The 17240-nt window shown below is 35.5% G+C and carries 15 protein-coding genes, 1 riboswitch and 1 other annotated feature; all 15 genes read right to left on the reverse strand.

Annotation, left to right across the window (positions count from 1 at the left end; translation table 11 throughout):
* Positions 1 to 213: 213 nt before the first annotated feature.
* The 15 genes from tig to polA all read right to left on the reverse strand — a co-directional run bounded on the left by tig (position 214) and on the right by polA (position 17236).
* Positions 214 to 1539 carry a trigger factor gene (gene tig / locus HMPREF2937_RS12480; protein ID WP_002481152.1) on the reverse strand — a complete coding sequence of 442 codons (1326 nt, stop codon included), beginning with the start codon at positions 1537 to 1539 and terminating at the stop codon, positions 214 to 216.
* A gap of 161 nt (positions 1540 to 1700) precedes the next feature.
* Positions 1701 to 2642 carry a hypothetical protein gene (locus HMPREF2937_RS12485; RefSeq protein ID WP_070864724.1) on the reverse strand — a complete coding sequence of 314 codons (942 nt, stop codon included), beginning with the start codon at positions 2640 to 2642 and terminating at the stop codon, positions 1701 to 1703.
* A 15-nt stretch (positions 2643 to 2657) separates the two neighbouring features.
* Positions 2658 to 3269, reverse strand: coding sequence for an NUDIX domain-containing protein (locus HMPREF2937_RS12490; protein ID WP_070864726.1), 612 nt, complete (start codon positions 3267 to 3269; stop codon positions 2658 to 2660).
* Between the two features lie 132 nt (positions 3270 to 3401).
* Positions 3402 to 3758, reverse strand: a complete 357-nt coding sequence (gene rplT, locus HMPREF2937_RS12495) for a 50S ribosomal protein L20 (RefSeq protein ID WP_002481155.1) — start codon at positions 3756 to 3758, stop codon at positions 3402 to 3404.
* A gap of 110 nt (positions 3759 to 3868) precedes the next feature.
* On the reverse strand, positions 3869 to 4069 hold the full coding sequence (gene rpmI / locus HMPREF2937_RS12500) for a 50S ribosomal protein L35 (protein WP_002481156.1): 201 nt from the start codon (positions 4067 to 4069) through the stop codon (positions 3869 to 3871).
* A gap of 31 nt (positions 4070 to 4100) precedes the next feature.
* Entirely contained in the window at positions 4101 to 4628 is a 528-nt protein-coding gene (gene infC / locus HMPREF2937_RS12505) for a translation initiation factor IF-3 (RefSeq protein ID WP_031262802.1), read from the reverse strand.
* A 23-nt stretch (positions 4629 to 4651) separates the two neighbouring features.
* Positions 4652 to 4788: a sequence feature (ribosomal protein L20 leader region), on the reverse strand.
* 64 nt (positions 4789 to 4852) lie between these two features.
* Entirely contained in the window at positions 4853 to 6340 is a 1488-nt protein-coding gene (locus HMPREF2937_RS12510) for an amino acid permease (RefSeq protein WP_002481158.1), read from the reverse strand.
* 88 nt (positions 6341 to 6428) lie between these two features.
* A riboswitch (Lysine riboswitch) is annotated at positions 6429 to 6604 on the reverse strand.
* Between the two features lie 57 nt (positions 6605 to 6661).
* Positions 6662 to 8605: a threonine--tRNA ligase gene (gene thrS / locus HMPREF2937_RS12515; protein WP_002481159.1), complete on the reverse strand. Its 1944-nt coding sequence runs from the start codon at positions 8603 to 8605 to the stop codon at positions 6662 to 6664.
* Positions 8606 to 8924: 319 nt separating this feature from the next.
* Positions 8925 to 9845, reverse strand: a complete 921-nt coding sequence (gene dnaI / locus HMPREF2937_RS12520; RefSeq protein WP_002481160.1) for a primosomal protein DnaI — start codon at positions 9843 to 9845, stop codon at positions 8925 to 8927.
* 1 nt (position 9846) lies between these two features.
* Positions 9847 to 11277 (reverse strand): replication initiation and membrane attachment family protein, encoded by a 1431-nt coding sequence (locus HMPREF2937_RS12525; RefSeq protein ID WP_070864728.1) that lies wholly within the window; start codon positions 11275 to 11277, stop codon positions 9847 to 9849.
* On the reverse strand, positions 11277 to 11750 hold the full coding sequence (nrdR, locus tag HMPREF2937_RS12530) for a transcriptional regulator NrdR (protein ID WP_002481162.1): 474 nt from the start codon (positions 11748 to 11750) through the stop codon (positions 11277 to 11279). Before nrdR ends, HMPREF2937_RS12525 begins: the two co-directional genes overlap by 1 nt.
* A gap of 144 nt (positions 11751 to 11894) precedes the next feature.
* The gene (locus tag HMPREF2937_RS12535) at positions 11895 to 12917 is read right to left on the reverse strand and encodes a glyceraldehyde-3-phosphate dehydrogenase (protein WP_002481163.1); all 1023 of its coding nucleotides are present in this window, start codon (positions 12915 to 12917) and stop codon (positions 11895 to 11897) included.
* 159 nt (positions 12918 to 13076) lie between these two features.
* A complete protein-coding gene (gene coaE, locus HMPREF2937_RS12540; RefSeq protein ID WP_023016089.1) occupies positions 13077 to 13691 on the reverse strand; it encodes a dephospho-CoA kinase in 615 nt (204 codons plus the stop codon).
* Between the two features lie 26 nt (positions 13692 to 13717).
* Positions 13718 to 14590, reverse strand: coding sequence for a bifunctional DNA-formamidopyrimidine glycosylase/DNA-(apurinic or apyrimidinic site) lyase (gene mutM, locus HMPREF2937_RS12545; RefSeq protein ID WP_070864730.1), 873 nt, complete (start codon positions 14588 to 14590; stop codon positions 13718 to 13720).
* Positions 14591 to 14605: 15 nt separating this feature from the next.
* Complete coding sequence (gene polA, locus HMPREF2937_RS12550; RefSeq protein ID WP_023016091.1) at positions 14606 to 17236, reverse strand: DNA polymerase I; 2631 nt, start codon at positions 17234 to 17236, stop codon at positions 14606 to 14608.
* Positions 17237 to 17240 lie beyond the last annotated feature (4 nt).

The following is a 17240-nucleotide window of genomic DNA, read 5'->3' on the forward strand; positions in this document are numbered from 1 at the left end:
TGAATATATCATTTTGTAAAGGTTATGCAACAAAATTGCTTACAAACAATATAGCACAAGCATATCTAAAACGAAATGATTTCGACCGTAAATCACTGTAGAGGATGAAATCACATGTTTTAATTCATATGATGCACATGCATCTCAGTATGAATCAGTTATCATGCAACTTCACCCTCTACCTATTCATTTATTCAATTGGAAATGAATGAATTATTTTTCTTCTTTTTCTTCTTCTTTGTTATCTTCTTTACCTTCAACAAATTTAGCATTGTCTACTAATAAATCGATAACTTTTTTAACACGTACATCACCTTTAATTAAGTCAGTGTTGCCTAATGTTTTCTTGATATCTTCAGCAGAGATACCGAATTGTGTGCTCATTGCTTCTAACTCTTTATCAACATCTTCTTCAGATGCTTCTACGTCTTCAGCATTCGCAATCGCAGTTAATGTTAAGTTAGTTTTAACACGTGCTTCTGCGTCGTCTTTCATTTGTTCTCTTAATTGAGATTCATCTTGACCAGAGATTTGGAAGTAAGTTTCTAAGTTAAGACCTGATTGTTGAATACGTTGTTCGAATTCTTGCATCATACGGTTTAACTCAGTGTTAATCATAGCTTCTGGAATATCTACTTCAGCATTTTCAACTGCTTTGTTGATTGCTTCTTCTTTTTCAATATTTTCAGCATTGACTTTCTTTTCTTCTTCAAGACGTTTGCGAAGATTTTCTTTATATTCATCAACGTTATCTGCATCTGAATCTAATTCGTTCGCAATTTCATCGTCTAATTCTGGAACATTTTTGTATTTGATTTCATTGATTTTTACTTTGAATGTTGCTTCTTTACCAGCTAATTCTTCAGCGTGGTATTCTTCTGGGAATGTAACTTTAACGTCTTTTTCTTCACCAGTTTTTAAGCCAACTAATTGTTCTTCGAAACCAGGGATGAACATACCTGAACCGATTTCTAAATCGTAACCTTCAGCTTGTCCGCCTTCAAATTGTTCACCATCAACATAACCATCGAAGTCTAAGTTTACAGTATCGCCTTCTTCAACTGCACCATCTTCTTTGATTACCATTTCAGCTAAGTGACCTAAGCTGTGATCAATTTGTTCTTGTAATTCTTCGTCTGTTAATTCAGCATTTTGTCTTTCAATTTCAAGACCTTTGTATTCACCAAGTTTTACTTCTGGTTCAACTGTAACAGTAGCGTTGAATTTCAAGTCTTTACCTTTTTCGATTTGTGTTACTTCGATTTCTGGTTGATCAACTGGTTTGATACCAGTTTCTTCGATAGCTTCACCATAAGCTTCTGGTAATAAGATATCTACTGCATCTTGGTAAAGTGCTTCTACACCAAAACGTTGTTCAAAAATTTGGCGAGGAACTTTCCCTTTACGGAAACCAGGAATATTTACTTGTTTAACTACTTTCTTGAATGCTTGATCGATTGCTTGATCTACTTTTTTAGCAGGAACTGTAACTTCTAAAACGCCTTGGTTACCTTCCTTTTTTTCCCATGTTGCTGTCATGTATAAAAACCTCCATGATAATCCTTTTTTAATTTTTCAACTTTTTCATTATAGCATACGTATAAATTGGTTACAAACCTGGTGATTAGAACGTATACGCAATGTTAAAACAAACTAATTTTTCATTTTCTATCAAGGTCAATAATATCATATTACCCCAATTATTGAGTGATATTCTGTTCTATCGCATGAATCCACATCAAGACAGGTTCACTCATATGTTTCTCTGCTGATTCTGATAGATTCAACATATCTTCTATATAATTGAAGAATGTGTCAATCCATGCGTCTACAGGTGCTTCTTGTTCGATTTCCAATGGATAAATACCAATTGCAAAACCTTGCAACATCTGTGAAATTTCACTTCGCATCTGACTGCCGAATCGGTCTTCAAATTGTTGCATCACCGCCGGAATTACCTTTTGTGTAAAAGATGCATATTCAAGTCCTGGCAGAGCTTTCGGTACGACATTAAATTCTGCATTATTTTTAACAAAATTGATTTCGTGTTGATACTGCGCTTTTTTCAAATATTCTAAGATAATTGTTTGCACATGCGAATGAAGTCGTTCTTGATTTAAAATTTCCGCAAAAGTTTCCGCAAAGCCATATTGGCCTTCATGCATCATATCGAATAATAAATATAACTGTTGATCAATAGTCAGCGTTGTAAAGCGACTCATTTTTGAAATATAGTGCTTTTTATTTTGATTCAGCTGCATTTGTGCATCTTCTTTAATTGGAAACAACTGCATGCGTATATCATGATCTTTTACTTGATCAATAATCTGATTGAACAGGTTAACACATTCATAATATTGGCCTAACCCATGCAGACTTGTCATATAATACACCATTAAGCGATTATATGCATCGAAGCCTTGTTTCAACAAGATAATCGCTTCTTCACGCAATTCTAAGTATTGTTCCATTCTCAGAAGCATTTCACACTTCAGTAAAGCCAAGTCAGTATCGAGCTCAAAATCTTTTTCATACTTCATAAAAAGATCATACATCTCATCATACTGTTCATGCTTAAAAGATGTTTTAATATCATTAATCAATTTAGATTGATTTTGTGGAAATGGGATTATGTCAGTCATTATTAACACCCGCTTCTAATTAAATGCTTGTAAGATTAATGCACTCCATGTTTCAAAATCATCGTAATTTTCAAATTTACCTTGATTCATCCATTTGATTTTAAGTGTGTCAGTTTCTTTTGCTTCTACACTATTTGAATCTACTCTGATTTTAAATACGACACCTAAATGAACTTCTCCCACTTCATTCGTATCATCGTTAATAAAACCAATGTATTCCATGTTTTGTGTTTTGCTGCTGTTAAGACCGACTTCTTCTTCTAGTTCGCGTTGTGCGTTCACACGTAAGACTTCATTAATAGATTGTGCATCCATAACATCATTCATATGACCGCCGACACCAATTGATGACTGTCCATGCAGACGACTTTCACCGCCACCAGAAAGGCGTTCATATACTAATATTTCGCCCTTTTCGTTCTCTAATAAACAATATGAAATTAATTGTTTATATGTCGGATCTTCTTCCATATCACCGCGACGTTTCACTTCGTACTTGTCTAAGTTATCGAAAATCGCTTCCCCTGACGGATCATTTTTTGATAAGAAACCATTAAATGCGTCTTTTTCTTTGTTAAAAACAATTTCTCTTGGTACTACAATTATTCTTTCATCAAATTTCGACATGTGTTTCTCCTTTACTTTGTGTTTATGTACTTGTCTGTATTCTATCAAAGTTTTAAAATCAACGTAAAGTTGTATTAAAAAAACTCAATCATCAGTACGCTTATCTACCAATGATTGAGTATTGTAAATGAATTATTTTAAAGCTGCTTTAGCTTTTTCAACTAATTCGCCGAAAGCTTTGTCGTCTGAAATTGCAATTTCAGAAAGCATTTTACGGTTAATGTCGATGTCAGCTTGTTTTAAGCCATTCATTAATTTTGAGTAGCTTAAGCCGTGGTTACGAGCTGCTGCATTGATACGAGTGATCCATAATTTACGGAAATCACGTTTTCTTTGACGACGGTCACGGAATGCGTATTGACCTGATTTCATTACTTGTTGTTTAGCTACTTTATATAAAGTATGTTTAGAGCCGAAGTAACCTTTAGCTAATTTGATTACTTTTTTACGACGCGCTCTTGTTACTGTTCCACCTTTAACACGTGGCATATTGAATTCCTCCTTGGTTATATCTATAACTCTGATTATTTTTGATTTGTTTCAGGCGCTTTCTTTATTTCAAAGCTAAAGCTGACCTGTGTGTTTATCTCGTTAATAACTTATTTTTTGTAAGCTAATAATTGTGCTACACGTTTCATATCACTTTTAGAAACTAAAGCTGATTTACGTAATTGACGTTTTTGTTTAGTGCTTTTGTTTGCGAATAAGTGAGAAGTATAAGCTCTTGAACGTTTTAATTTACCTGAAGCAGTTCTTTTAACACGTTTAGCTGCTCCGCGGTGTGTTTTCATTTTAGGCATAATGAAATTCCTCCTGTAATATCTTTAAAAATTATTTTTCTGCTAGTGGTGCTAGCATAATAAACATTTGACGGCCTTCCATTTTAGGCTTTTGTTCAACTGTAGCGATATCTTTGCATTCGCCTGCAAATTTCTCTAATACACGTTGACCAATTTCCTTATGAGTGATGGCACGTCCTCTGAAACGAATTGAAACTTTACATTTATCGCCTTTAGTTAAGAATTTGCGTCCTTGTTTCAACTTAGTTTGGAAATCATGTTCCTCAATTGTTGGACTTAAACGAATTTCTTTAACATTGATAACTTTTTGTTTTTTCTTCATTTCTTTTTCTTTTTTCTGTTGCTCGAATTTGTATTTACCGTAATCCATAATACGAGCAACAGGTGGTTTAGCGTTAGGCGCTACTACGACTAAATCTAAACCAACACGATCAGCCATTTCTAATGCTTCACGTTTTTGTTTAACACCGATTTGTTCACCGTCTTGACCAATGACACGAATTTCTCTTGCGCGAATTCTATCGTTAACTTGCGTTTGATCTTTTGCTATGGTTAACACCTCCGTTATATTTACGAAATATCCCAAGTAAAAAAGAGCGGACACAGAAGTGCCCGCTCTTTTCCATAAAGTCAACGTCATCATTGTAACGTTGTTTTGGACCTGCCAACAGCCTTAAGCGTCGCTACAGGTGAGAAGCGGGAAGCTTCTACTTGGTTCGTTTCGTATTCAACGTATACAATCATATCAACATTACAAGACAAAGTCAATTAAAATTTTTAACTTTATTTAAATTGGCTCATATCCACGTCTTGACTTAAGTCAACTTGTTTCAATGGAATTTTTTTAGTTTTATATCTGATTTTATGATACAAGAAGAATGCTAAGAAAACTGGAATACCCATGTAAGTGATAATGAAGCGATTTGGATCAAAATCACCTGTTTTAATGAAATCAACATCTTGGCCGATAATAACAATCACACATAAGATACCTGCGAAAATCGGACCGAATGGGAACCATTTAGCTTTGTATTTCAATTCATGTTTATCATAATTTTGGACTTTAAATGCACGTCTGAATCGATAGTGACTGATTGCAATACCAACCCATGCGATAAAGCCTGTCATACCACTTGCTGCAACGATGTATTCATATGCATCACCGCTTAAGCGTTGTATTAAGAAGATTAATACTGTTACGGCGCCAGTTGCGATTAATGCTAAGAATGGCACACCATGCTTTGTAGTTTTACCAAATGCTGATGCTGCAAGTTTATCTTTACTCATAGAGTACAACATACGTGTTGATGCGTACATACCAGAGTTACCTGCTGATAATACTGAAGTTAAGATAACTGCGTTCATAAATGATGCCGCAAACGCTAAACCAGCATTTTTAAATACTAATGTAAATGGTGATGTCGCGATGTTATCTTCTCCGCCCATCAATGCTGGATGAGTATAAGGAATAATCATACCAATTACAAAGATAGCTAAGATATAGAATAATAAAATTCTCCAGAATACTTGTTTAATTGCTTTTGGTACAGCACGTTCAGGATTTTCTGATTCCCCTGCTGTAATACCGATTAACTCTGTTCCTTGGAATGAGAAACCAGCAATTAAGAATACACCTAAGATTGATAATAAGCTTCCGCCTAAATTACCACCTAAAATCGGGCCGTCACCAGAAGTAAATGTTTCAAATCCGATGAATTTACCGCCCATGATACCGACAATAGTAAGTAAACCGATACCAATAAAGACAATAACTGTTATTACTTTAATTAATGCAAACCAATATTCACTTTCACCATACACTCTAACTGATAATGAGTTTAAAGCGAAGATGATGATAAGGAAGAGTACACTCCATGCCCATGCAGGAATGCCTTTCATTGGATCCCAGTACTGAATCACTTGCGCTGCAATAGTTACGTCAGCTGCTACAGTGATAACCCAGTTAAACCAATAGTTCCATCCTAAAGCAAAGCCTAATGATGGGTCTACAAATCGTGTTGCGTACGTACTGAATGAACCAGATACTGGTAAGTACGTTGCCATTTCTCCTAATGATGTCATCAAGAAGAACACCATAATACCGATAACTGCGTAGGCGATTAATGCGCCGAGTGGTCCAGCATCATGAATTGCACCGCCAGATGTAACGAATAATCCTGTTCCGATACATCCCCCGATGGCGATCATGGAAATATGACGGTCTTTTAGACCTCTTTGGATGCCTGCATCCTGATTAGATTGATTGTTCATAATCGATTCCTTTCTTTAGTATAGAGGCTTGCATGAATACAAAAAATGATGGCCGCTACAGATATGCGACCATCACTTGAAATTTATCATATACGGTAGCACATCACATTATGTGACAGTCCAGTTCCTATTCGGAAACTGACCCAAAATACAACAGTTATGGCTATTGTAAATTTCGGCATCTTTGCCTTTAACTTATTCAACCTACGCTCCAATAAAGCTTCTGATAAGCAACTCATCAAAGATGCAACCTCTAACACTTTTTTAATATTTAATTAACTACATTGTAATATACCTTAATTCCAGACTGATTTCAAGGTCTTAATTTGAACGTTGTTTTTTTAGACGAATTTCATCGACTAAATTCCAGATGAATTCATCTTTTTCTACAGTTTCTTGATCTTTAGAACCGTATTTACGCACGTTCACTTCATTGTTTTCAATTTCTTTGTCTCCAATTACAAGTTGATATGGGATTTTATGCATTTGTGCTTCACGGATTTTATAACCCATTTTTTCATTACGATCATCAATTTCTACACGCACACCTTGTGATTTTAATTCATCTTGGATTTGACGTGCATAATCATAATGTAAGTCCACATTAACTGGGATGATTTCAACTTGCATTGGTGCTAACCAAGTTGGGAAAGCCCCTTTAGTTTCTTCAGTTAAGAATGCTACGAAACGTTCCATAGTTGATACCACACCACGGTGGATAACTACTGGACGGTGTTCTTCACCATCTTTACCGATATAAGCTAAGTCGAAGCGTTCTGGTAATAAGAAGTCAAGTTGAACTGTTGATAAAGTTTCTTCTTTACCCATAGCTGTTTTAACTTGAACGTCTAATTTAGGACCGTAGAATGCTGCTTCCCCTACCGCTTCTTCATACGGTAAGTTCATTTCATCTACTGCTTCTTTCAACATTGCCTCAGCTTTGTTCCACATTTCATCATCATCGAAGTATTTCTCTGTATCTTCTGGATCACGATAGCTTAAACGGAAGCTGTAGTTTTCGAAACCAAAGTCTTTGTAAACTTCTTGTACTAATTCAACTACACGTTTGAACTCTTCTTTAATTTGATCTGGGCGTACGAAGATGTGTGCGTCATTTAAAGTCATACCACGTACACGTTGTAAGCCTGATACCGCACCACTTGCTTCATAACGATGCATTGTACCTAATTCAGCAATACGAATTGGTAATTCTCTGTATGAATGTGGTTTATTTTTATAAATCATCATATGGTGTGGGCAGTTCATCGGACGTAAAACCATTTCTTCAGTTTCGTCCAATTTCATTGGTGGGAACATGTCATCTTGGTAATGATCCCAGTGTCCTGAAGTTTTATATAAGTCAACATTAGCTAAAACAGGTGTATAAACATGGTCATAGCCTAAACTAACTTCTTTATCTACGATGTAACGTTCAATTTCACGACGAATTGTTGCACCGTTTGGTAACCATAATGGTAAACCAGCGCCTACTAATTGACTGTTCATAAATAAGTCTAATTCTTTACCGATTTTACGGTGGTCACGTTCTTTACGTTCTTCAAGCATTTTTAAATGTGCTTTTAATTCTTTTTTATCAAAGAACGCTGTACCATAAATACGTTGTAACATTTTATTGTTGCTGTCACCGCGCCAATATGCACCTGCTGTAGATAATAGTTTGAACTCTTTGATTTTTGAAGTAGATGGTACGTGTACACCACGGCATAAGTCAGTGAATTCACCTTGTGTATATAGTGTCACATTTTCATCTTCAGGAATTGCATCGATTAATTCTTGTTTATACGGATCGTCTTTAAAGAAGTCTTTCGCTTCATTACGGCTGACTACTTTACGTTCAATTTTATGATTTTCATTTACAATTTGTTTCATTGTTTTTTCGATTTCAGGGAAATCATCTGAAGAAATTTTAGCATCAGTATCGAAATCATAGTAGAAACCGCCTTCAATGACAGGACCTACACCGAATTTCACGTCGCCATACAAACGTTTTAATGCTTGTGCCATTAAATGCGCTGTAGAGTGACGTAACACTTCAAGTGCTTCTTCACTGCCAGGAGTTACGATTTCAATTGATCCATCTTCTTCAAGTGGACGAGTCAAATCAACCATTTGTCCATTAAATTTACCTGCTACTGCTTTTTTTCTTAACCCAGGACTGATTGATTGTGCGATTTCTTCAGTAGTAATGCCTTTATCAAATTCAGAACTGTTGCCATCTGGAAATGTAATACTAATTTTGTCCATTCATAAACGCCTCCATTTATAATCTTCACGTAAAACAAAAAGAACCCCGCCCTATAAAGGGACGAGGTTCTCGTGATACCACCCTAGTTTAAGAAACAGAACATTCCCATGATACTGTTTCTCATCTCTGCATAAGATAACGGTCTTGAGCCGGATATTCATTACGAATATCATTTATCTAAAAGGGAGTAACATATTAGTATGTTAACTGCTTTCTCATCACCAGCAATTTTCTGTATAACAGTGAAAAACATGTCATATCCTTTAATGTTTACGTTGATTTAGATTTAATTCTATTATAACTCATTTTCAAAAAATATCAATCATCACGATAATTCTCGCCGACTAATTCATAGGGTTCTGCTAAAGATTTAATACGTTCCATAATTCTAGCAGCTTTTGTCTGTTCAGAGCCATCTCGCGTCATCGCTAAATGGTGTTCTAAAGCTTTGAAATCAAAGTTTGAGCTAAAGAATGTCGGCAACTCTTGTACCATTCTATAATGCAGTAATGGTCCGATGACTTCGTCACGCACCCATGGTGTGACTTCTTCTGCACCGATATCATCTAGCATGAGGATATTCGCTTCTCTGACCACTTGTAATTTACGTTCAAATGAACCATCTTTAAATCCATTTTTTAACGTACGGATGAATTCAGGTAGGTATACAATCGTTGAAGGAATCAGTTTGGACTTCAATTGATTGGCAATCGCACCTAAAATAAAGGATTTACCTGTACCAAAAGAACCATATAAATATAAACCTTTAACACTTTCTCCTCTTACGATTGCTTTGCATAATTCATCAGCTTTCATAGCTACATTTAAACGTTCACGATTATCCATATAAATATCTGCTAATTTAGCATCTAACGTATCTCTCTGCATATGATGTGAAGTGATTAAATGTGCTTCTCGTTGTTCTTGATCGTGTTTGATTTTGCATGGACATGGAAGGTATTTGATTTTAATTCTGTTATGTTCAATATAGAGTTCAGGTACATGACCTTTAACAAAGTTAGGACAATCTTTGAATTCATGGCCATCATAATGTTTTTGCTGGTCTTTATATTCTTGCAAAATATTCAAGTCTTCTTCAATCATCCGATTCGTTACTTCAGATTGATGTTCTTCTAGGAAGCGTTTAACGTCAGGATCATTAATTACATCTCTTTTGATTTTCTCAAATCTTTTTTGAAAATCTGGAGATGTCTGCATGATATTGCTGAAACGTTTCATATTATTCATCCTCCTTCCATGTTTCTTTTAAGTGTTGTAAAAAGGCTGCACTATCTTGCGCGAGAGATTGGTCGGTTGAAGCGGATGAACGTTTTTCACCTTTCTTACGACGTTTTTCATGTTCTCGATTCAACAGCCAATCAGGTGTAATCTCTTTCGATACAGGATTTCTTCTATTATTAAAGCGTTTTGGACCGCTTTGTTGTTGATAACTTTTAGTTTGACGTTCTTGTTCATCCTTTTTCAACTTCATCACATGATGATAGGCTTCTTCTGCAGAACTGATTTCCAATTTTTTCCAGTTTGATGCAATCTCTAATATATACTTTTTAGTCAATTTCATCCCACTGTTTAACATGGCGTATTGTAATAACATATTAATTACACCAAACGGTAATTGTTCTCGCACGATTATGTCTTCTATCATATATTTTTGTTGAGGTGTCGGTTCTGAACCAGACCACCCTGTCAACATATCAATCGGACTTAAATTATCCATTAATTTAAACCATTGTTTAAACTCTTCATCTGTTTGAGGAATAGAATTGATTTCTATTTGTGCCTCTTCTGCAGTTTCTGGTCGAACAGGTTCTGCTTGCGCCTCTAAAGACGGCAATTGATTTTCGTGTTCAATCGCATAAAACGCACGCGCTTGTTTACGCAACTCTTCAAACGAAATTTTTTGTGCACTTGTCAGCGATTTTAAAATCAAATTCTTCATCCCTTCCGGCGTTATACCATATAGCACAGCGAGTTGTGTAATGAGATGTTTCGTTTTTTCTTCTATTATTTCTGCACTGACAAAATGATTGCTTAGTAATTGATACAACAATTCGAAGTCAAAGTGAACACGGTCTAAGTTCATACCATCGTATTTTTGTGATTCTGTTATTTGATGTGTCGTATCTACCTTATCTAACGCATGATTTGGTACTTTAAAAACATCTGTAAAATTTCTTGTCACTTCATGATAATTTGATAAATCAACTTGTGTCGTTTCAAAATAACGACGTAATTCATGGAAACGTTTACCCTCAACTTCTTTATAGAGATAAACAGATAACATAGGATCATTGAAAAATGTTTTTGGTGATGGCGGATCGACTAACAAATACACAAATTGTGATTGATTTTCATCATGTTTTGCATAGGTTTTAATCAGTCCAATCGCTTCCAAACGATTCATTTCTTCTCTGAATTGACCTAGGTTTAATTTCAACTCACTCATAATCACATAATGTGTATAGTCTTTTTGTTGTTTAACCTCTGCAAACTGAGAAAGATAATGATACACACCGATGGCTGTTGTACCGATTAGTGGTGTAAACAAACGGTTCAATACTTCGAGTTGAGATGCAGAAAGTTTTTGTGCTTGCAGCACTTTGAATGGATCTTGCGGACGTAATCCAAAGTCATTTTGACTCAACTTCATCAAGATTCACTCCGTTTATTCTTTTCTTGTAAGATGCCTTGCATAGATTCAAGCAATTGATCGACATCTTTAAATTCTTTATATACAGAGGCGAATCTTACATAGGATACTTGATCCACATGCATTAATAAATTCATCACATGTTCGCCAATTTCTCTTGAAGAAACCTCTGCATGGCCTTCATCTCTTAAACGCCATTCTACTTTATTTGTAATATCTTCAAGCTGTTGATAACCGACTGGTCTCTTTTCACACGAACGAACGAGCCCATTCAATATTTTGTCACGTGAAAACTGCTCACGTGTGCCATCTTTTTTCACTACGATAAGCGGACTCATTTCAATATGCTCAAATGTAGTAAAACGAGTGCCGCAATTTTCACATTCACGACGTCTGCGAATGGCATTGGCTTCATCAGCATGTCTAGAATCTATCACACGAGAATGCGTAGAATTACATTTAGGGCATTTCATTCATTTTCACCTCTTTAATTGATTACGCCTATTATACTATAAAAGTGCAAGTCACAAAAGAAAGGAAGCCAGCACATAAAAAAACCAGTTAATCAGAGCCCTACTTCTGATTAACTGGTTAAAAATTTATGACAGCAGTTTCAATTAAGCTGTTGCTTTTTCTTTTGTTTTTAACAATTCACCAATTTGAACTGCAATATCAACAACGCGGTTAGAATAACCCCATTCATTGTCGTACCATGCAATCACTTTAACTTTCTTGTCATCCATTACAAGCGTTGACATTGAATCAACGATTGCTGAGTTAGGGTTTGTGTTAAAGTCAACTGATACTAGCGGCTCATCTGAAACAGCTAATACGCCTTCTAAGTCAGCATCTTCAAATGCTTTGTTGACTTGCTCAGCTGTTACATCTTCTTTTAAGTCTACTACTAAGTCTACTAATGAAACGTTTTTAGTAGGAACACGAAGTGCCATACCATGTAATTTACCTTCTAATTCAGGTAAAACTTCTTTCAATGCTTTTGCAGCACCTGTTGAAGTTGGGATAATACTTTCGTTACAAGAACGCGCACGGCGTAAATCTTTGTGTGGGTTATCAATATTTTTTTGGTCGTTTGTAATCGCATGTACTGTAGTCATTAAACCATTTTCGATTCCAAAGTTGTCGTTTAATACTTTTGCTACTGGACCGATACAGTTTGTCGTACATGAAGCATTACTAAAGATATCGAATTCTTCAACATCTAAGCTGTCATCGTTAACGCCTTTAACAACCATTTGTACGTGACCGCCTTTTGAAGGACCTGTTAATAAGACTTTTTTAGCGCCTGCTTTAATATGTGCATCCGCTTTGTCTCCGTGATTAAATTTCCCAGTCGCTTCTATGACAATATCAATATCTAAATCTTTCCAAGGTAAATTTTCTGGATTACGATCTGAAACTAATTTAATATCATGACCATCAATACGAATACCATTTTCTGTCGGTTCTACATCACCGTCATATTTACCATGTGTTGTATCGTATTTTACTAAATGTGCAATCGTTTCTGGAGGATAACTCGCATTAATTGCCACTACATTTAAATCATCATTTTTAGAAGCAATACGCAAAACCATGCGCCCAATGCGTCCCATTCCATTAATTGCAATATTCGTTGTCATAAAAAGCACCCCTCGTTTTATATGTGTTATACTTTATGGAATCAGTATAACATATTCACGTTAAAATGAAAGCGTTTTAGCAAAATAATTAAAAAAATTACTTATCACTAATGATAAGCAATTTTTTGTATTCATGTTCAGATTAAAATCATATTCACATTAAACCTCTTCAGAACTTTGAATATAACCTTCCTCCATCAACAATGCTTCAAGGTTTTGTTTAAGCTCTAGCAACGTACCGCGATTATCAATAACACGATCTGCCATACGACGTTTTTTGTCGATAGAGATCTGACTATATACACGCGCTTTCGCTTCTTCTTGTGTTAAGTCATTACGTTCCATTAAACGTTCCACTTGAATACTTTCAGAAGCATAGACTAACCATGTTTCATCAACAGTATCTTGAAGGTTATTTTCAAATAATAATGGAATATCCATAATTACATTGAAGCCTTCTTTTAAATAAGCTTCTTTTTGTCTTTCCATTAAATCTCTCACGATAGGATGTATGATTTGGTTTAATTTCTCTCGCATTTTGTCATCATTAAATACGATTTCACCGACGTATTTGCGATTCATTTCACCATTTTCATCTATCGCTTCATCGCCAAATACTTGGCGGACTTGTTCTAAACCTTCAGAACCTTTTTCTACCGCTTCTCTTGCCGCAATATCCGCATCCACAATTTTAAAACCATGGACTGCAAGCAATTCAGATACAGTAGATTTACCTGTTCCGATTCCGCCTGTTAAACCAATTACTTTTTGCATAATCTAATCTCCCTCGTTCAATTTATTTATTTTTGACAGTTTGGACAAAAGTGACTGTTTCTGCCACCTATCACTTCTGTCTCAATCGGTCCGCCACATACAGGACAGATTTTCTTTTTATATACATTTAAATACTCCTGCATATGTCCGGTTTGACCATCTGCATGGCGATAATCAGAAATGCTGGTTCCGCCTTGCTCAATACCTAATGTTAGAACAGCCACTACTTCATCAAACACACGCTTTTGCTCTTGTTTCGTTAAAGTATTAACTTTGCGTTTTGGATGAATACGTGCATTAAATAAAGCTTCACAAGCATAAATATTACCGCAACCTGCAATAACATGATGATCTAAGATCACTTGTTTAATCGGCTTATTCTGATACCTCGGCAATGCTAATTGTTTTTGATAGTGTGTGTATGCATTGTCATCAAAAGGCTCTGGAGCCATCTTTTCAAATGACGTGTATGCTGTAATATCATCAACATTTTTAATTTCACCAAAGCGTCTAATATCAGAAAAGATTAATTGTTTGCCGTTACTAAGTTTGAAATTGACGTGCCAATGTTTTTGATAATTCGGTACAATAATCTCCGTTAAGTCATTGACTACGAAATAGCCGCCAGTCATTCCTAAATGACTGACTAATACTCTTTTATCTTCATCTTTCTCTAAATATAAAAGAATATATTTACTTCTGCGTTCCACACGTGTAATTTTATAGCCTTCTGTACGATTTTTAAACATCGGCAAATCAATTTGTTTAATAATTGTGTCTCTACCGCTCGCTTTTCCATCGATGACTTTATCCGAGAACTCAACACTTTCAATAATTTGATTAATCACAAAGGGTTCAATCCCTCTTTTAACGTGCTCTACTTCTGGTAATTCAGGCAATTTGCGACCTTCTTTCTATTTTGCATCGTACCATGTTGGACCATAGTTAGTATCCACTTGTAATGGTACTTTTAATTCAATGGCATTATCCATAATATCTTCAATAAATTCACTGAAAGCTTCTACCTCATCTTTTGGCAGTTCAAAAATCAACTCATCGTGTACTTGCAGTAATAAGTGTGCATTGAAATCTGTTTCTTTCACAGCTTTATCATAATTAACCATTGCTAGTTTGATAATATCTGCAGCACTGCCTTGAATTGGTGTATTCATAGCTGTTCTTTCTGCAAAACTGCGTTGATTAAAGTTTCTGCTTGTAATATCAGGGATATATCTGCGACGGTGTAATAATGTTTCTACATAACCTTTTGCTTTCGCATCTTTAACGATATCACTCATATATTGTTTAACGCCTGGGAAACTATCTAAATAATCATCTATAAATTTCTTCGCTGCTTTTCTCGTAATACCTAAACTTTGGCTTAAACCATAATCACTAATGCCATATACTATTCCGAAGTTTACAGCTTTAGCTTGTCGACGCATTAAACCATCTACTTCGTCTGCTTCAACACCAAAGACTTTCATGGCTGTAGCTGTATGAATGTCTCTTCCTTCTCTGAAGGCATTCATCATGCTTTCATCTTGCGTAATATGAGCAAGTACGCGTAATTCAATTTGAGAATAGTCCGCTGAAAGAATAACGTTATCCGCTTCTGCAGGTTTAAAGGCCTTTCTAATGCGGCGACCTTCTTCTAAACGTACAGGAATATTTTGCAAGTTAGGATCGACAGATGACAGACGTCCTGTTTGTGCAAGTGTTTGGTTAAAGTGTGTATGAATGCGATTATCATCTTGTATCACTTTTTGTAAGCCTTCTACATAAGTAGATTGTAATTTAGATAACTGGCGATATTCTAAGATATCTTCGATAATCGGATGTTCGCCTTGTAGTTGTTCTAAAACATCTACTGCAGTTGAGTAACCCGTTTTCGTTTTCTTGATAACTGGTAACTTCAAGTTTTCGAATAATACGACACCCAATTGTTTCGGTGAATTAATATTGAATTCCTCACCTGCTGCTTCATGAATACGAGCAATTAAAGTATCAAGCTTACCTTGAATTTCTCTTTCCATTTCTTTTAGCTCTTCAATATCCGTGTAAATGCCCATTTCTTCCATTTGTCCTAAAATGCGCGCAAGCGGCAATTCTAAGTCATTGAATAAATCTAATTGATTGTACTCTTTCAATGCATCAATCATTACAGGTGTACTCGCATCAATCGCATCCAAAATCGAAGCAATATAAGGATTCAACACATCATCTTCTGGCACTTGTCGTTTTTTGCCTTTACCAAAAACGTGTACTGCTTCAGGTACATAACCTTGGCCATAATCGACAACTACTGAATGAACATCATCAATTGAGCGAGATGGATTTAAAATGTAGCTCGCTAACATGATATCAAACGTAATATTTTTAATATCGATATTCATGCGATGTGCTTCTGCATATGTTTTTTTCGCATCATAGACATACTTTTCTGTTTGTTCGTCTTCTAACCATTTTATTAACTCAGGATAATTTTGAATCTCATCCGCATTAATCACCACAAAGTGTTCATCTGCTTTAAAGCCGAATTTCAAAATATCTGCAGTGAGATAGTCACCTTCATCTACTTCAAAGTGAAGCGCTGCTTGTTTTAATTGATCAAAGTCAATTGCGTTGAAATCTGTTTCAATATCATATGTTCGATCAGATTCAGTTTCAGTATCGGCATCAACATCGATTTGGTTCAACATTTGTTTAAAATCAAGTTCTTTAAACAGTTCAATTTTTTGTGTTTGATCCACTTCATCAGGCAACTTCGTTTCTTCAAGTGTAACTTCAATTGGACTTTCTCTATTAATCGTTGCTAACTCTTTACTCATCAACGCATCATCATGACCGTTTTCAAGTTTTTCTTTTAACTTTTTACCAGAAACTTCATCTAAATGATTATAAAGGTTTTCAACTGAATCAAATTGATTTAAAAGTTTAATAGCAGTTTTTTCACCGACACCCGCGATACCTGGGATATTATCTGAGCTATCTCCCATTAAACCTTTCATATCAATAATCTGTGACGGTGTTAAACCATTATATTTTTCCGCGATGAATGAAGGTGTGTAATGGTCAACATCTGTCACACCTTTTTTCGTATAGTATATTGTTACGTTATCAGAAGCAAGTTGCGTTAAGTCTCGGTCACCCGTTACAATTATTGTTTCAAAACCTGCTTTATCTGCAGCTTGACTTAACGTTCCGATAATATCATCCGCTTCATAATTTTCTAGTTCATAATGCTTAATATGATACGCATCTAATAATTGTCTGATTAACGGAAATTGTTCACTTAATTCTGGTGGCGTCTTTTGTCTGCCGCCTTTATATTCTTTAAATGTTTGATGTCTGAATGTCGTTTTTCCAGCATCAAATGCGACTAAGAAATGGGTCGGTTTTTCTTCTTTGATAATTTTTTCTAATAACATCGCAAATCCATAAGTGGCATTTGTATGAATTCCTGCACGATTCGTTAAAAGAGGCAATGCATAAAATGCTCGGAAACTTAAACTATTCCCATCAATTAACACTAATTTTTCCACACTA

Origin of the sequence: Staphylococcus sp. HMSC061G12 (assembly GCF_001838465.1) — a bacterium.
GTDB lineage: Bacteria > Bacillota > Bacilli > Staphylococcales > Staphylococcaceae > Staphylococcus > Staphylococcus simulans.